This is a genomic window from Lichenibacterium dinghuense (assembly GCF_021730615.1).
Classification (GTDB): domain Bacteria; phylum Pseudomonadota; class Alphaproteobacteria; order Rhizobiales; family Beijerinckiaceae; genus Lichenihabitans; species Lichenihabitans dinghuensis.
In genome coordinates, this window is record NZ_JAJLMN010000004.1 from 26,929 (window position 1) to 43,075 (window position 16,147).

18 protein-coding genes and 1 pseudogene are annotated in these 16,147 nt (G+C 66.0%); 10 read left to right on the plus strand and 9 right to left on the minus strand.

The features are described 5' to 3' along the window. Positions 1 to 285: 285 nt before the first annotated feature. The 4 genes from L7N97_RS28625 to L7N97_RS28640 form a co-directional block, all read right to left on the minus strand. Positions 286 to 1,536: a cation:proton antiporter gene (locus tag L7N97_RS28625; RefSeq protein ID WP_237482714.1), complete on the minus strand. Its 1,251-nt coding sequence runs from the start codon at positions 1,534 to 1,536 to the stop codon at positions 286 to 288. Between the two features lie 14 nt (positions 1,537 to 1,550). Continuing rightward, on the minus strand, positions 1,551 to 2,900 hold the full coding sequence (locus L7N97_RS28630; RefSeq protein ID WP_237482716.1) for a DUF2254 domain-containing protein: 1,350 nt from the start codon (positions 2,898 to 2,900) through the stop codon (positions 1,551 to 1,553). An 8-nt stretch (positions 2,901 to 2,908) separates the two neighbouring features. After that, entirely contained in the window at positions 2,909 to 4,039 is a 1,131-nt protein-coding gene (locus L7N97_RS28635; RefSeq protein WP_237482718.1) for a mechanosensitive ion channel family protein, read from the minus strand. 63 nt (positions 4,040 to 4,102) lie between these two features. Then, on the minus strand, positions 4,103 to 4,432 hold the full coding sequence (locus L7N97_RS28640) for a four-helix bundle copper-binding protein (RefSeq protein WP_237482720.1): 330 nt from the start codon (positions 4,430 to 4,432) through the stop codon (positions 4,103 to 4,105). Positions 4,433 to 4,906: 474 nt separating this feature from the next. On the opposite strand from L7N97_RS28640, the gene L7N97_RS28645 reads away from it, so the two are divergent. Then, positions 4,907 to 5,335: a hypothetical protein gene (locus tag L7N97_RS28645; RefSeq protein ID WP_237477092.1), complete on the plus strand. Its 429-nt coding sequence runs from the start codon at positions 4,907 to 4,909 to the stop codon at positions 5,333 to 5,335. Between the two features lie 69 nt (positions 5,336 to 5,404). Here the strand turns inward: L7N97_RS28645 and tnpC are convergent, their stop codons facing one another. The 4 genes from tnpC to L7N97_RS28665 form a co-directional block, all read right to left on the minus strand. Then, positions 5,405 to 6,886, minus strand: coding sequence for an IS66 family transposase (tnpC, locus tag L7N97_RS28650; protein WP_237482921.1), 1,482 nt, complete (start codon positions 6,884 to 6,886; stop codon positions 5,405 to 5,407). Positions 6,887 to 6,991: 105 nt separating this feature from the next. Then, entirely contained in the window at positions 6,992 to 7,348 is a 357-nt protein-coding gene (gene tnpB / locus L7N97_RS28655; RefSeq protein WP_237482722.1) for an IS66 family insertion sequence element accessory protein TnpB, read from the minus strand. Next, on the minus strand, positions 7,345 to 7,794 hold the full coding sequence (gene tnpA, locus L7N97_RS28660; RefSeq protein WP_237482724.1) for an IS66-like element accessory protein TnpA: 450 nt from the start codon (positions 7,792 to 7,794) through the stop codon (positions 7,345 to 7,347). The genes tnpB and tnpA overlap by 4 nt, the downstream gene beginning before the upstream one ends. 77 nt (positions 7,795 to 7,871) lie before the next feature. Next, positions 7,872 to 8,126 carry a DUF6894 family protein gene (locus L7N97_RS28665; protein ID WP_237477093.1) on the minus strand — a complete coding sequence of 85 codons (255 nt, stop codon included), beginning with the start codon at positions 8,124 to 8,126 and terminating at the stop codon, positions 7,872 to 7,874. A gap of 182 nt (positions 8,127 to 8,308) precedes the next feature. Here L7N97_RS28665 and L7N97_RS30460 point away from each other — a divergent pair, with 182 nt between their 5' ends. From L7N97_RS30460 to L7N97_RS28705, 9 genes and pseudogenes are all read left to right on the plus strand, one after another. Then, on the plus strand, positions 8,309 to 8,548 hold the full coding sequence (locus L7N97_RS30460; RefSeq protein ID WP_342398957.1) for a helix-turn-helix domain-containing protein: 240 nt from the start codon (positions 8,309 to 8,311) through the stop codon (positions 8,546 to 8,548). Positions 8,549 to 9,024: 476 nt separating this feature from the next. Beyond that, a complete protein-coding gene (locus L7N97_RS28670; RefSeq protein WP_237477094.1) occupies positions 9,025 to 9,282 on the plus strand; it encodes a hypothetical protein in 258 nt (85 codons plus the stop codon). A gap of 753 nt (positions 9,283 to 10,035) precedes the next feature. Beyond that, positions 10,036 to 10,989 (plus strand): annotated as a pseudogene (locus tag L7N97_RS28675) (IS630 family transposase). A 648-nt stretch (positions 10,990 to 11,637) separates the two neighbouring features. Further along, positions 11,638 to 11,835, plus strand: coding sequence for a DUF6894 family protein (locus tag L7N97_RS28680; protein WP_237482726.1), 198 nt, complete (start codon positions 11,638 to 11,640; stop codon positions 11,833 to 11,835). An 86-nt stretch (positions 11,836 to 11,921) separates the two neighbouring features. After that, on the plus strand, positions 11,922 to 12,140 hold the full coding sequence (locus L7N97_RS28685) for a hypothetical protein (RefSeq protein ID WP_237482728.1): 219 nt from the start codon (positions 11,922 to 11,924) through the stop codon (positions 12,138 to 12,140). A gap of 35 nt (positions 12,141 to 12,175) precedes the next feature. Then, positions 12,176 to 12,385, plus strand: a complete 210-nt coding sequence (locus L7N97_RS28690; protein WP_237482730.1) for a hypothetical protein — start codon at positions 12,176 to 12,178, stop codon at positions 12,383 to 12,385. A gap of 111 nt (positions 12,386 to 12,496) precedes the next feature. Next, entirely contained in the window at positions 12,497 to 13,243 is a 747-nt protein-coding gene (locus tag L7N97_RS28695; RefSeq protein WP_237482732.1) for a cation:proton antiporter family protein, read from the plus strand. Positions 13,244 to 13,638: 395 nt separating this feature from the next. Next, positions 13,639 to 14,793, plus strand: a complete 1,155-nt coding sequence (locus L7N97_RS28700; RefSeq protein ID WP_237482733.1) for a Crp/Fnr family transcriptional regulator — start codon at positions 13,639 to 13,641, stop codon at positions 14,791 to 14,793. A gap of 189 nt (positions 14,794 to 14,982) precedes the next feature. Beyond that, entirely contained in the window at positions 14,983 to 15,189 is a 207-nt protein-coding gene (locus L7N97_RS28705) for a hypothetical protein (RefSeq protein ID WP_237482735.1), read from the plus strand. Positions 15,190 to 15,416: 227 nt separating this feature from the next. On the opposite strand, the gene L7N97_RS28710 is transcribed toward L7N97_RS28705, so the two are convergent. Further along, positions 15,417 to 15,650, minus strand: a complete 234-nt coding sequence (locus L7N97_RS28710; protein ID WP_237482737.1) for a DUF6894 family protein — start codon at positions 15,648 to 15,650, stop codon at positions 15,417 to 15,419. Between the last annotated feature and the right edge of the window lie 497 nt (positions 15,651 to 16,147).

Below are 16,147 nucleotides of genomic sequence, written 5' to 3' on the forward strand. Positions count from 1 at the left end.
ACCGGCATGGGCTACCTCCGGCCGGCGAAGGATCCTGAGATGGCGAGTTGAGCAAGACGGGCATGGTGACCACGGCGGACAGGATGCCGATTGCGAGTGCTGCCAGTGTCGAGATCTCACCATTTGCATCCGCCGTCGCGACAGTGAGTTGCGATATCAGCGTGATCAGTGCCACGAAGAGGAGATAGGAGACCTGGCCCAAGAACTGCGAGGAGCGACCTCTCGTCAGCCATCCGACCACGGGAGCGAAGGCATAGAGGCTGAGAAGAAGCAAAGTGGCGAAGCTCACGCCTTCACGGTCCGACGCGCTATCAGGCCGAGGCTCGCGCCCTGCACTGCGATCGAGAACAGCACGACCGCGTAGGTGCAGGTCAGGATGGCCGGCTTGGCCGGGTTGTCGGGCAGCGACAGCGACAGCGCGATCGAGATGCCGCCGCGCACGCCCGCCCACACCAGCAGCGGCACGCTCGACGGCGGCAGGTGCGCGCGCCAGCCGGGGAACAGCGCCGGCCAGATCGCCACCGCGACCGCGCGGGCCACGAGAACGAGCGGGATGGCGGCCAACGCGAGGAGGAGGTTCGAGCCCGCGAAGGCGAGCTGCGTCACCTCGAGGCCGATCAGCAGGAACAGCACCGAGTTCAGCACTTCATCGATCAGCGACCACAACGCGAAGACGTACTTCCGCGTCGTCTCGCTCATGGCGTAGCGGGGGCCACGGTCGCCGATGATGAGCCCGGCGGCCACGATCGCCAGCGGTCCGCTCGTGTCGAGCCTCTCGGCCAGCGCGTAAGTGGCCGTCACCAGCGCCAGCGTCACCAGGACCTCGACGGGATAGTCGTCGATCGCCCGCATGGCCCTGTACGCGACGTAACCCGTGACGGCGCCCAGCGCGAGGCCGCCGGCGGCCTCCTGCAGGAGGAGGACCGTGATCGCTTGTGGCGAGGTTTCGGCTGCCGAGGCGCCGGACGCGAAGCGCAGCAGCACGGTGAACAGCACGATGCCGATGCCGTCGTTGAACAGCGCCTCGCCCTCGATCTGCACCTTCAGGCTCTCGGGCAGGTCGACGCTCTTCAGCGTGCTCATCACGGCGACGGGGTCGGTCGGGCTGATCAGGGCGCCGAACACCAGGGCCCACAGGAATGGCAGAGGGTGGCCGAGCGCGAGCGACAGCCCGTACAGGCCCGCCCCGACGATCACGGTCGACAGGCCTGTACCGACGATGGCCAGGGCCAACACGGGCCACGCGCGCCTGCGCAACTCCGGCACGTCGACGCTGAGCGCACCCGCGAAGATCAGGAAGGCGAGCATGCCGTCCATCACCACAGCGCTGAAGTCGATGCGGCCCAGCACGTCATGGATCAGCGAGGAGGCGCGATGGCCCGGCACGACGGCGTCGACACTGAGCAGCACCAGCGATGCCGCAACGCCCATGACGAGCAGGCCGATCGTATGCGGCAGCAGCGCCAGCTTGCGGTTCACCCAGCCGAACAGGGCCGACAGGGTGAGTAGGATGGCGAGGAGATCGAGGACGGACATCGGGTTGCAGCCTCTCACCCGCGCCGAGGGCCGTATGTCGCCGCGGCAGCGGGCGCGTCGGCCATGTCGACCGAGGCCGCGAAAGCGCGGTGCCGCCTCTCGCAGTCTTCGAGGCCTGCTGGATCCGACACGCCGTCCCGCGCCACCCCGATCGCGAGGTCGGCGTGGCGGCGCAGCGCAGCGAGGCGTTCCGGCGAGCGCTCGACCTCAGCCGCATGGGCCAGCACTTCGAGGAGCCGGATCAGCACGTAGGCCGAGCCCGACCCGTTCTGGCGCACCGTGTGGAACATGGCGTCACACAGCCCATCGTAGTCGACCACGTCGAGCCGCAGCACGATCCGCCCGTCGCGGGCCACGGCGCCGCGCGGCAGGTGCCGCTTCGCAAGACGGCACAGGGCGTCGCCGAAGCGGTCGAGCACGCTGCCCGCCGTGAAAGGGTCGTTGATGCCGGGCGAGAGCGCCCGCACCGCGATCTCGTTGAGCTGGCGCACGGGGTATTCGAGATCCTGCAAAGCGGCCTGCCGCGGCCCGAAGGTCAGCGCGCGGTCGACGGCCTCCCGCGCGTCTTCCGTCGAAGCGGAGATGATCGCGACCGGCGCGCCGTGGGGAACGAAGGCCCCCGGCCGCACCCGTAGCGCCACCTCGATCCCCCGCTCGGCCGCCCAGTCGGCCAAGGCATCGGCATCGACGGCCTGGAGGAAGCCGCTGCCCGACGCGGCCACGGCCTCGCCCCGCACCACCTCGGAGGGGGATAGCAGCGGCGGCTCGCCGAGAGCGTCACTGCCGATCGCCGCGACGAGATCGTCGTGCACGGCGCCCACGACGGTCTCAACGTTGATCGAAGTGGCCACATGGTGGACGAACCACACCAGCGTGCCGACGCAGACCAGCGCTAGTGCCATCGCGCCCGTGACGCCGAGGTCCGGAACGAACGCTCCCTCGTCACCGGTCCGTACCGTCCGCAGCACCGTCAGAGCGTAGGCGAAGGTGCCGAGGAAGATGCCGAGCGCGATCTGGTTGCGCGGGTCGCGCACGAAGTTGCGGATCAGCCGCGGCCCCATCTGGCCAGATGCGAGCGACAGGGCCGCGATGGTGATGGAGAAGATCGTGCCGGCGACGCCGATGGTGGACGACGCCACCGCGGACAGCAGGCTGCGCGCCCCTTCGCCGCTTCCGGAATAGAACCAGCCCGTCGACAGGACCTTCCAGGTATCGTCTGTAAGCTCATCGTACCACGTGGCCAGAACGCCGAGGCCGATGCAGGACGCCACCACCAGCGCGGGCCGCAGCCAGAACTGATCGCCGAGGTCCTCGATCCGGGCCCGGAGGCGTGCGCCGCCGAGCCCGGCTAACCACCCCTGCATGCCCTCCATCACGACATTCGGCCTGCGGTGTCGCCGGCGTCACGCTCCTGCGCAGGCCCGGCGCGGCGACCTCGTTGCAAGTGCAGCGGGGGCAGGCCGACGATGTCGTAGGTTGCGGACGCGATGCCGATGCCGGCACGGTCCAGCTCGCCTATGATGTGGCGCGTCATGGCGTCCTTGGCTCCGCGGATCTCGTGCGTGCCGACGATGAAGCGCACGGTCAGCTCCATCCAATTATCGGTGATGCGCCAGAAGACGCGCGGCTCCAGCTCGATCGGCTCCACCCCGAAGCTGCGTTGGAGGTGCTCCTTGGCGCTGGCCGCCATCGTGTCGGGGTCGGCGGCGTGGCAGCGCGCTGCCTCGATCAGGGTGCGCTCCACGAAACCGCGGTCCGCCTGATACGTGATGGGGATCATCATCTCTTCCCAGATGAAGGGGAAGTCACGGCTGTAGTTGTAGACCGGTTCGGAGAAGATTTGACTGTTCGACACCGTCACGATGCGGCCGGTGAACTGCCGGCTGCGCACCCACATGGCGGGATCGGCGCCCTGCACGGAGGGTGGCTGGCCCATCTCCATGATGGTGGTCTGAATGAACCCGAGCCGCATGACGTCCCCGCGCACGCCGCCCATCGATATGCGGTCGCCGACCGTGAAGGTGTTGCCGCGCAGGATCACGAGATAGCCGGCCAGCGAGGTTATGACCTGCTGGAGCGCGAAGGCGACGCCGGCCGACACCAGCCCGAACGCTGTGGCGAGGCGCGTGGGATCGTTGAACCAGATCGACAGGAGACCCAGCACCAGCACCACGGCGGCGAGAAGGCTGATGCCCTGACGCGACCAGAAGCGGAGCTGCGCAGTGGCATCGCGGCTCCGGCCGGCGAAGCGACCCACTAGCGCCCGCAGACCGATGCGGACGCCCACCACTACGACGATGAAGACAATCGAAAGCACGAGCTTGCGCCCGTTCTCGGCGTTGACCCCGACCCAGTCGATTCCGAGAAAATGCACGATGCCTCCTGATGGCCTGCGAAGGCCTTCAACCCGCCTGCCGATCACTAGGTTCGGACCTTCAGCCGTCTTCGCTCGTTCCTGGCTTCCGGCCACGTTCCAAGAGAAGGTCGGGCCGCTCAGCCTCATGGTGAGCTGCCGGCTTTCGGATGGAACTCACCCCGAAGGATATGGAGCCGGGTGGTAAGGGGTTCAGCTCATCGCGGTGCAGGAGGACGCGCAAGCGCGGCAGGCCTTCACGCACTCGTCCATGTCGCCGACCTTTTCGCAGCTCTCGGCGCATTTGGTGGCGATCTCGGCGCACTCCGGTGCGAGGTGCTTGGCGTGGGGCGAGCCCAGGATCATCAGGTGAGCGTGGGTGCGGCACACCTCGGCGCAGGCCAGCATGAGCCGGAAGTGGTCGTGCTCGACATGCGGGCCGCCGACTTTGAGGCAGTGGTTCGAGGCCATACCGAGACAGGTGCTGTAGCACTTGAGGCAGGTCTCGACGCACTTCTGGGTTTCGGCTGACAGCATCTGCATCACGCTCTCCGCGGGTTTTTGGACGACCTGACCTCCGGCAATGAGCGGAGACGGGAGCGGGTTCAGACCAGCTCCGCCAGCCGCCCCAGCGCCGCCCCGACCCGCTCCACCTCGCACCGCGATGGTGCCAGTCGCGCTGGATCGGCGCCACGGGTTCAGAGCCTGCCCGTTTATTAACGAATCGGGAGGACGCTGGTCGGAGCGGCAGGAGCGAGGTTCAGATGAACAGTAGAGCGCAGGCCCGGGTCGAAGCCGACCATACGCCGTTCGCGGCGCCGACATGGGTTCAGACCCTCATGGCGCTGGCCAGCGTTGCGCTCCTGATCGGCCCGACGCTCGGAGTGCTCTGGCCGCGGTAGGGTCAGCCCCCGCGCAAGCTCACCGTGTCGGAGTGCTGGGGTCAGCGGTCTTAGGTAGCAAGCTCACCTAAACCCATCTGCCCCGGCCGGAACGGATCGGCGATGATGCCGAGCCATGTCCCAGCCTCTCATCGTCACCCAACTCCTCCTCAAGCGAGCGGAGATCGAAGCCCAGATCAAGAGCCTTGAGGACCGCCTCGGCCAGGCTCGGGCCGATCTCCTCCACATCGCCGCGACGGTCCGCCTGTTCGATCCCACGGCCATAGACAGGCCCGCTACGGTCTACCACGGCGCCGCGAAGGCCATGCGTCGGTCGGACGTGTTCGCGCTGTGCAAAGCGGCCCTGGAAGCCTCTCCCGAGCCCCTGTGCACCCGCCAGCTCGCTCGGCACGTCATCACGGCCGAGGGCTGGGATCAGGACGACACCCGCCTCCGCCTCACGGTCTCGCACAAGGTCGGCGCCACGATGAAGCGCATGTCGCTGCGCGGGGCCGTGCGGAAGGTGGGCGAGCGGCAGAAGGCGAGCGTGTGGCGACTGGCGTAGTTATGTCGTAAGCGGGTTGCCGAGCCCACGTTGCGTGGGGCTGCCTGGTGAGGCAGGGCGCCGGACGGCTCAGGCGGCCGCCTTGAGCCCCGGGATGGTCGGGTAGGCCCAGGGCAGGAGCTCGTCGAGCCTGCTCTGGGGATGGCCGCCCACGATGCGGGTGATCACGTCGCAGAGGTAGGCCTGCGGGTCCACGCCGTTCAGCTTGCAGGTTTCCACGAGCGACGCGATCGTCGCCCAGGTTTGGCCGCCCCGATCCGAACCGGCGAAGAGGGCGTTCTTGCGGGTGAGGGCGAGGGGCCTGATCGAGCGCTCCACTGTGTTGGAGTCCATCTCCACCCGGCCGTCGTCCACGTAGAGCGTCAGCCCGTCCCAGCGCGAGGTCGCGTAGCGGATCGCCACGGCGAGCGTGCTCTTCTGGCTGAGAAGGGCCAGCTTGTCGCGCAGGAAGAGGTCGAGCTTCACCAACAGCGGCCGGCTGCGCTCCTGCCGCGCCTGGCGGCGGGCCTCGGCCGGGAGCCTGGCGATCTCGCCTTCGATCCGATACAGCGCCGCGATGCGCTCGAGCACCTCGGCGGCGATCGGCGACGCGCCCTTGGCGGCGAGGTCGATGAACCCTCGCCGCACATGGGCCCAACAGAAGGCGAGCTTCACCCGGTCGCCCTTCGTCAGGGCGCGGTAGCCCTCATAGCCGTCCACCTGCAGCACGCCCGTGAAGCCGGCGAGATATGCCATGGGCCGCTCGGCCTTGCGGTCGGGGGCGTAGACGTAGGCCACCGCCGGCGGATCGGCGCCGCCCCAGGGGCGATCGTCGCGCGCATAGGCCCACAGCTGCCCGGTCTTCGTGCGCCCACGGCCGGGGTCGAGCACCGGCGCGGTCGTCTCGTCGGCGAACAGCTTCGTCGACGCCTTCAGGTGGTCGAGCAGCCGCCCGTGCACGGGTTCGAGCAGCAGCGCCGCGCGCCCCACCCAGTCGGCCAAGGTGGAGCGGTCCAGGAGGACACCCTGCCGGGTGAAGATCTGCGCCTGCCGGTACAGCGGCAGGTGGTCCGCGTATTTCGACACGAGCACCTGCGCCACGGTGGCGTCGGTGGGCAGCCCGCCCTCGATCAGCCGCGCCGGTGCGGGCGCCTGGACCACGCCGTCCGTGCAGGCCCGGCAGGCGTATTTCGGCCGGCGCACCACCAGCACCCGGAACTGCGCCGGCACCACGTCGAGCCGCTCGGACACGTCCTCGCCGATGCGATGCAGCGGGGCCGAGCAGCACGGGCAGCTGTCGTCGGCGATGTCCACCACGGTGTCGATCCGCTGCAGGTGGGCCGGCAGAGAGCCCCGGTTGGCCCGGCGCTTGGCGACGCGGGCGGCGCGCACGGTCGGAGCCGCCGCCTCGGCGATGGCCTCGTCGGCCGCCTCGGCCTGCTCGGCTTCCTCCAGCCCGAGCTGGAGCTGATCGAGAGGCAGGCTTTCCGCCCGGCGGCCGAAGCGGTGGCGCTGGAGTTCGCGGATGATCTTGCGCAGCCGCTCGTTCTCGGCCCGCTCGGCCGCCAGCATGGCCTGTAGGGCAGCGGGGTCGTCGGAGGGGGCGGGCTCGCTCGGGATCACAGAGGGATCAGATCACACCCGAGCCCCGCGCGCGACGCCTTCGCCTGTTCTCGCCTAACCGGCCAGCCGCGGCACGGCCACCTCACGCGACACGTGCACGCGCCGCCAGTCGAGCCCGTCGACGAGCGCCGCCATCTCGGCGGCGGTCAACCGGACGGCACCATCGCCCGGCTTCGGCCAGCGGAACGCGCCCGCCTCCAGCCTTTTCGCCACCAGCACCACGCCAGTGCCGTCGAAGAACAGGAGCTTGAGCCGGTCCGCCCGTTTCGAGCGGAAGGCGAACACCGTACCGCAGAACGGGTCGGCGCCCAGCTGTTCGCGCACCACCATGGCGAGGCCATCCATGCCCTTGCGGAAGTCCACCGGCCGCGTGGCTAGCATGACGCGCACTGCGCCCGAGGGGCCGATCAAGAGCCGGCCTTGAGCGCGCCGATCACCGCCGCGATCACGCCGGCGTCGGCGTCCCGGCCCACCCGCACCACGACGCCGTCGATCTCCACCTCGATGCTCGCCTCCTCGGTCCGCATCCGGCGCCTGCGCGGCTTCGGGCCAGTGGGCGCCTCATCACGGGGCGGCGCCTCGGGCTCGGAGGCCACGATGACGGGCACGAACAGCGGTCGCTCGGCGGGCAGAGACGAAGATGGCCCGAGGCGAGCCAGTCGGCGCCAGCCGAACAGCTGCTGGGACGTCAGGCCGTGACGGCGCGCGACCCCGCAGACCGAGGTCCCGTCCGCGTAGCTTTCGTCGACGATCGCAGCTTTCTCGGCCGCGGTGAAACGGCGTCGGCGCCCTCCGCCGGTGAACACGTCGAAGCGCTGCGGCCCCTCCGACACGTGCATGTGCTCAGGTATAGACATGGATCGAAGCCTCCTGCGGCCTCGATCATCGATCACCCGGTCAGGCTCCAGAAGGTGGGGCCGGGGCGACGCTTACGTTATGTCAGCGGCTCTGTCCTCTTCACTCGCTCACCTTGCAACTTGAGCCGACAGCGATAGAGCACGTCGCGATTGCCGTCCCTCAGCTCGCACATAAAGCTACGCTCCTCGCCATCCGGCAGCTCCTCTTCAAGAAGATTGCCCAGGATGGCTTGCGCGTGTTGGCGAGCATCTTCGAAACTATCGAATTCGTCGCCAAACTCATCGGTTGAGCAGTTTGGGCCGTCATGCAGGTCGAAGTAGAAGCGGGGCACGTTCTCACTCTGCGGCTAGGGGTTGGCGGGTCCTGTCCTTTCAACCGACAGGACGCCCTAGCGGAGGGTGCGACAAGGTGTCCAAAACAGGTTTTCTGAGCGGGATTTGTCCATAGGGTAGAGTTGCACACAATACTGATGTGCGAGAGGTTGCACCCGCGACATCACGACAGGGGGCCCCAGTGTCCAAGCCTACGCCCGCTCAGATCCGCGCGGCTCGCGGCATGCTCAATTGGTCCATGCTGGACCTTGCCAAGGCTGCTGGGGTGTCGATCTCGACGGTAAAGCGGTTTGAGTGCGAGGGAGATCAACCCGTGTCGGCCGATACCGTGGGCATGATGCAGGACGCCGCCGAGACGGAGGGCGTGCGCTTCCTAGCCGATGATGGAAACGGGCCAGGGGTGAGGCTGCGAAGGCGATAGGACCACGGCCCCGCCCACCGTGGGCACGGGATCGAGCGGGGCCGTGTAGCGCTCCGCCGTCCTACAGGTGAGTGCCATCGCCACAGGACCATGCTGCGATGCCACAATCAATGGTGCGGCGCAAATTCGGTGAAGGCGGGCGGGTGCTCAAGGATGGAAAGGGTTCGGGGGCGATGTGGCGGCTGGCGTAGTCTCTGCCCTCACTCCCACATGAGCAAGGTCATCAGGACAGCCGCCACGAGCACGAACCCGACAATCGCAACCGCTTCCAATGTGTCCCTCCCGATACGAGGGCTGAAACACATTTTGTGGTGGCAAGTTCGAGGTGCGTCGGGACGTCACGCTCCGCCGATTCCCCCCCAAGACCGCTATGGCGCAGTCTGCTCCAATCGCATTATCTATTGTAGGGACGACTGCGGCTCGGGAGTCGTCGGCCGAGGGGAGCGCGCATATCTCCGAGCGGTGGGAAATCAGGCGTGCCCAAGTTCCACTTTTATCTCGTGAGCGCGAACGGCCGGGAGCATGTCGGTTCCATCGAACTGCCGAGCCAAAACGATCTCATCCCCGCTGGCCTCAGGATCACAACCAAGATCCTCGCGACCATCGTTGGACGGCATTCGGAGCAAGGTGGGCTGATGGTGCAGTCCGTGGATGAGGCTGGATCTGTAGTTTACAACTTCGACGTCTCGCGAGGTGCGAGGGACAGCGACAGCCCGCGAGGCAATCTGCACTGAGGCGAAGACCGCAGCCCCGGCGCAAAGGCGAACGCCGAGGCCGCGGGACGGGCGAGGATCGCCACGACAGGAAGGACGATGCGGGAGCAAGACACCGGGGCGCAAGGCTCTCTACAGCGCTTAGAAGGCCGACGCCCGGCGCCATGGACCACCACGCCAGCTTAACATAAGTTCAGCATGCGACCGTCTGACACAGATCCGTGGAGCGCGTCATGCTGCCTTCTCCCGTTACGCCCCCGTCGTCGCCTGTCTCAGACAGCCAAGCCCTGATCGCGGCGGCTTGGCGCCAACTGGCGGAAACCGGGCGCTCGCTTCAATCTATGAATTCCAACATCGCCGATAGCCGCCGCAGGCTGGCGGAGTCCTATCGCCTGCTCAGACCGTGATGGCTGCGCTCCCCGGCGAGGCGAGGCGTCGAGGGCTGAATGACGGGCGTGAGTCGGGGAGCGGCAGAAGGCGAGCGTGTGGCCGCATTCCTGGCGCGTGGGCAAGAGCTGTGGAGTCGTGCAAAAGGATGCGGGGCTGGTATGGATGCAACGTGCCTGTGAGCGTCGTTATGGAATTTTCATATCATGCGATCGACAAGAATCCCATTTGTGATTCGAAATCAGTAACAATATAGGCAGTATTTAGCTGTATTAGAGCTCCACTCACTGAATTATATTAGAGCTGCTGCCGCTCAGGTTGGCTCGGGCGAGGTAGCGCAGGGGGCGGTGCTGTGATTCGGTGGTGGCCGGATCACGGAGAAGACCGATGCCCCGAGCTTTGTCGCTGGACCTGCGCGAGCGGGTGATTGCCGCCATCGAGGAGGGCGCGTCCTGCCGCGAGGCGGCGGAGCGCTTCAGCGTCGGGGTGGCGACGGCCATCCGGTGGCGCGCACGCTTCCGGGCCGAGGGCGAGATCGCGGCCAAGCCGATGGGTGGGGACCGGCACTCCCACCGAACTGAGGCCCATTCGGCCGCCATCCTGAAGGCCTACGAGGCGCGCCCGCAGATCTATCTGCGCGAGGTGAGGGACGTGCTGGGGGAAAGCGGCGCGACGGCAAGCCTGAGCGGGCTGTCCCGCTTCTTCCGGCGTCACGGCATCACCCGTAAAAAGGGGATCTGCACGCCGCCGAACAGGACAGGCCCGACGTGATGGAGGCACGCGAGGCCGGTTCGAGGGCAACTCGACATCGACCCTGATCGCGTCGTGTTCCTGGACGAGACCGCCACCGCCACCAACATGGAGCGGCGTTACGGGCGGGCTCCGCGGGGCGAGCGCTGCCGCATCGCGGTGCCCCACGGCCACTACAAGACCACCACCGTCACGGCCGCCCTGCGGGCGAGCGGTCCCTTCGCGATCGACCTCATGGACGGGGCCACAAACGGGACGCGGTTCCTATGCTACGTCACCGGCACGCTCGTGCCCGCGCTCAAACCAGGTGACACGGTCGTCATGGACAACCTCGCGGCCCACAAGGTGACCGGCGTCCGGCAGGCCATCAAAGCGGCGGGGGCGAAGCTGCTCTACCTTCCGGCCTACAGCCCGGACTTCAACCCGATCGAGCAAGCCTTCGCAAAGCTGAAGGCCCTGCTGCGCACCGCGGCGGCCCGCACTGTCCCCGACCTGTGGGCTGCCATCCGCGACGCCTTCACGCGCTTCAGACCCGATGAGTGCCGAAACTACCTCGCTGCAGCAGGCTACGATGCCTATGACCCAACCTGAGCGGCAACAGCTCTAGCGCGCAGATCCGCGAGCACGACCTCATAGGGGTCGCAAGACAAAGACATTGCCGCCTCCAAAGGAAGGTGATACGACAGTGCCACGCCGCAGGTGCGAGGCCTGCGACGTGGCGTGCTGAGGACCGAAGGACATCAGGGGCGAAAGCCCCCTCCTAGGATTTGACCGTCATCCTCTTCGCAAACCCCTCGACTTCTCCGCTGGTGTCAAGGAACAGCCACCAAGGCCGATTACGGCGGCTCTGGTGGCTCTTTTATTTCGCGACCGCCGCGAGCCCGCAAGCCGGATTCGCAACCCGGCGCGTCAAAATTTGCAGAATTTGCGCGTGCGGTATCTCTACCGACGCCGTGCAGCGCAAATCGCTACACAAGGCCGTGTTGGAATTGGACCGACAGGCACTCCCGACCGCGTCTCATACGGCATCATGCCGTCTCACGGCGTTTCGCACCCCGAGCGGGTTCAGCAGCGGGGAGGGGCGCCTCGTTGAACGTCCGGTCACGTTTCCTGTACGCAAGCCATCAAAGGTGAGTGTAATCCCGGCCAGTCGTGCCTACGCGTGTTCCGTCGTCGTTTCGATCTCGGCATGCGGCGCTTGGGGGAGCCGTGCACCCTTGCCGCAAAGGCGAGGACTTCATGCCCCGGTACTATTTCGATGTCACAGACAGCAAGGGTTTTCACAAAGACGAGTTCGGACACGAACTCGCTGGTTTCGAAGAAGCACGCCAAGAGTGTCAGGGCTTTCTTCCCGACATCGCGCGTGAAGAACTTCCGGACGGAGATTTGCACACCATCTCGTGCGATGTGCGGGACGAGGCAGGTCGCGTCATCTAAAGAGGCCGGATTACCTACCAGGGCGAGGTGGTGACGCCGTAACAGGCCGATTTACAGGAACTGTCAAGTCATCCAGGGATGAACGCATGCCGACCACCTACAGAGCCGTGCCGCTGGGCGGCCTCGGATCGGCCAAGGCGGAGGTGCCGATCTCGGCATCCAACATCCTGGACGCGCTCGAACAGGCGAAGTCTGCCTTAGGGATGAGCGTAGCCTTCGACCTCTGCGACGGCGACCGGGTCGTTACGACATACCGCCCGGCCCGGCGATGGCGGTCAATGGATCGGCGCGCTACACCTGTGTGAGTGCGCCGTTCATCCCTGTCTGATACCGTGCGACTATGACGTACGTCGAACTCATCGAACGCTCAATCCGGCATACCGATGTCGCGCTCCGAGAAGACCGCGAGCGCATCGAAAACGCCACTGCCATCATTGAACAGAGTCGGCGCATGATCGCCGATGCCGACGCGCATCTCAGGCTTTATGAAACGGCGATGCGTCCATTGGCCTTCGCTTGCGCTATGACGGCTGGGGCACGCCTTGGCTAACCCTTTGTTCTAGCTGTCAGGTGAGGCAGCTACATAAGACCGGTCTGGAACAGCGTCGCACTCGCGGCGAACGGAGCGATCTTCGTTCTCCTCGGCGAGCAGTTGCCGAGCGTGCTCGACCATGCCCTGGATGAGGTTTCCGTTCGAAGCGTCGGCTGGATCGTCGTCTGGATACTGACGATCACCGCCGGGCTCATGCTGGTTCGGTTCGCGTGGGTGTGGGTCTCGCTCCACATCGCCATCCTTCGCGCGCATCGCCGCGGTGAGAAGCGCACGATCCCGGCATGGCGCCTCGTGACCGCCACGACGCTCGCTGGCGTCAAGGGAGCCATCACCCTCGCCGGCATCATGACCCTTCCCGCCACCATGGCGGATGGAAGCCCGTTTCCCGCACGCAACCTCGTCATCTCCCTGGCGATGGGGGTCATTCTCACCTCTCTCCTCGTCGCGAGCATGATCCTTCCGCCGATCCTCCGGGGCTTGCGATTGCCTCCCGGACCGAGCCACGATGCGGAAGAGGACCTCGCCCGGGTCGTGGCTCGTGACGACGCCGTCAAGGCCATCGAGGTTCTCCAGCACCGCTTGGCCGAGGAGCAGGACGATGCCTCGATCGCCGTTGAAGCCGGCGCACGGGCGATGGATCGCTACGAGAGCCTGAAAGCCGACCTCAGCGAAGACCGGACCGCGACGACGCGAGCGAGTCAGATCACGACCATGGAGGGGCGCCTGCGGATCGCTGGCATCGCTGCAGAGCGAGGTGCGCTGTACCGCCTCCGCCGTGAAGGCGCCATCGACGACGTCGTTCTTCGCAGGCTCGTCCGAGAGATCGACCTGATCGAGGCGCGCCTGATCGCATGAGACGCGCACGCCCATGTCTTGAGGAAGGTTGCGATAAGCGGCGCATCATGACGGCCGGTGAACGCCATTCCGGCGTGTTTCTCGAACATCCACGCCATGCGACGAGCCGGCGGGACCTCCGCCCCGTCCTGCCAGCGGTCCGGTCCATCGCCGGCCTGTTCGTCTCCTCCCTGCGCCGCCGCGCCCATTCGACAGCACGGGAAGCGCGGGATAACCCGACGTGCGACCCCGGTCGACATGCTCACGTCCAGGAGATCGCACACAGGCGCAGAGCCGCCGCTCGCAGCGATAGGATGCGCTTTGGGCCTCGCTCGAAAGGTTCAGGGCCAACTCGACGCCGACAGCCGCCGATGGTAAGCATATCTCTAAAGCTTCAACAGTGGACGAGTGCGTGATTGCCAAAAGTTATCAATGAGCGGCAGTCGTTCGGGGAACAGGCATTCAGTGACCAGGAGACTGCGGTGGTCAACGCACTTGCCCGTAAGCTCGAATTATTCGGACCCCTGTCCGATGACGACCGACGATTGCTCGATGAGACGATCATGCGTCCGCGAACGGTCGAAGACCACCAGGACATCATCCGTGAAGGCGACGCGCCCGAGGACGTGCACCTCGTGCTCGAAGGTTTTGCCATGCGCTACAAGATCCTGCCCGACGGCAGGCGATCGATCTTCGCCTATCTCATCCCAGGCGATTTTTGCGATCTGAACATCTTCATCCTGAAGGCGATGGATCACGGCATCGCGACGCTGTCGGCTTGCACCATGGTCGACATCCCGCGGCAACGGATCCTGGAGTTGCTGGAGCGACCCGCCATCGCGCGCGCGCTCTGGTGGGCGACGCTGGTCGATGAGGCCACCCTGAGGGAGTGGCTGGTCAACATGGGCCGACGCAACGCCGAAAGCAGCATCGCCCACCTGTTCTGCGAGATCCACCTGCGCCTCAAGTCCATCGGCTTGGCCGACGGAGGCGAATTCTATTTCCCCGTCACACAGCGGGAACTCTCCGACACCATGGGCCTTTCGGCCGTCCACATGAACCGTTCGCTCCAGAATCTGCAGGCGATGGGTCTCCTCACGGTGAGGCGCAGTAAGATAAAAATTCACGATATCGACCGTTTACATGAAATGTGCGAATTCAATTCGAATTATCTTCACCTCGACGGCAGCAAAACCATCAAAAAACAAATGAGATGCCGAACCGAAACATGTATGGGAATGCTGTCAGCGGACCGCCATCAGGGCGCCGGTGATCGAGGGAAGTCGCTTCCTCGCCCACCCTGTCGCGAGACGCTCATGCCCCGCTATTTCATCGACACGGACGATGGCGATCGACTCCATCAGGACCACACGGGTCATGTGCTGCCCGACACCGAGGCCGCCCGCAAGACGGCCCTCGATGCCCTTCCCGACATGGCGCGGGACAAGATACCGGACGGCGACACCCGCACCATCACGGCCACGGCGCGCGACGAGCAGGGAAACGTCGTCTACGCGGCGACGCTGACGCTCAAGGGCGAGCGTGGACCCGGGTACGTACGCGAAGGATGAACAGCGCTCCGCAGGTCTCGGTCGCGATGATCGACAGCCTGTTCGTCCGGACCCGTCGTCAGGATCGTGACGGCGTCGATGTCCAAGGGCCAGAGCCGCTACGAGAAGCACAAGACGGGTGGCGTTGCCGCACGGCGGGTCGGCCAGACCGGACCTCCATAAGCGACCCTTGAGATCAGGGTTGACGACATGATCGATGTCTGGTGGCTGCAACGCGACGCAGACTCCGCGAGCGACCGAGTCGCCGATGCCCGCTGGTTGGCCGATCCGATCATGACGCCGCAACACCATGCCGAGAGCGTGACGGGCCCGGGCGTCGCGCAGGCTCGCGTGCGGGCGCGCGGCGCCGCCGAGGCGATCGCGAACGGCCGTCACTGCATCAGAACGATGGACTGACGCACGGCCTGCGATCACGAGGACCCTTCCAGAGTCGAGCATCGGCTCGAGCCGCGCCACATGGCCGCGATCAGGGAGGTCGTCGAAGGGCTCCCGTGGTTCTCCACGTGCGCCTGTACTTCCTCCGCCGTCCGGCTTCGACGATGTTCGCAGGCCCACCTTGGATGATCCTGGTCCACCACGCTTCGGTCCAATCGCGTCGACGCCCGTGCCCAAGCTCCGTGCGTCTACGGCCGCACACCTCGAAAAAGCAGCTCGCCCCTGTAGACGACCATCCCCGCACCATTCCTGGCGCTGCACTCGAAGGCGTGGGGCGTCCCATCCGGCAGACTGTGCTGGACCACGCTCGGCAACAGCGAGCCGACGTGCTTGCGGGCCGCCTCATCGTCGGCCAGATCGAGCCCGACCTCGTCCCGCCTATACGTGTCAGCGTCTTTCACGTCGAAGAAGTAACGCGGCATGCTCTCGCCTTCGTGATTGCGGTCGGCGCCCGAGGAGGTTTCCGACCACTGCGCCGGACATCCTCGCCTGGATGTTCTCCGCTTCGCATGGGGGAGATTCGGGCTCATTCAGATTTGATGGAAAACGGATGCGGCAGATCCGTCATCGACGTCGTCAATTTCGCCTTGAGAGGGAAAGGTTGCCCTCCTGCGACATCGGACATAGGGCGCCGCCGACGAAGATCGGCGTCGAAAATGTCCCGCTCCGCAAAGTCGGTCGTGTCGCGAGTCGCGGAGGCCGAAAATCGCTCCGGATCGATCGTTAATTTTCCACTAACCTATCAAAATTTGGAGAACAACAGGAGTCGCTCGTTGCAAATTACGTTCTCAGCGTCTCGTCCCGAGACGCCGGATTGGCGGTGAACCCCTATGCTGCCTCTTCGCCGGCCCGCCGTGATCGGGATCCAGGAACAGGATGGCGTCGCCTTCCGGCCGAGAATGCGAGCGGCGGAGATCGC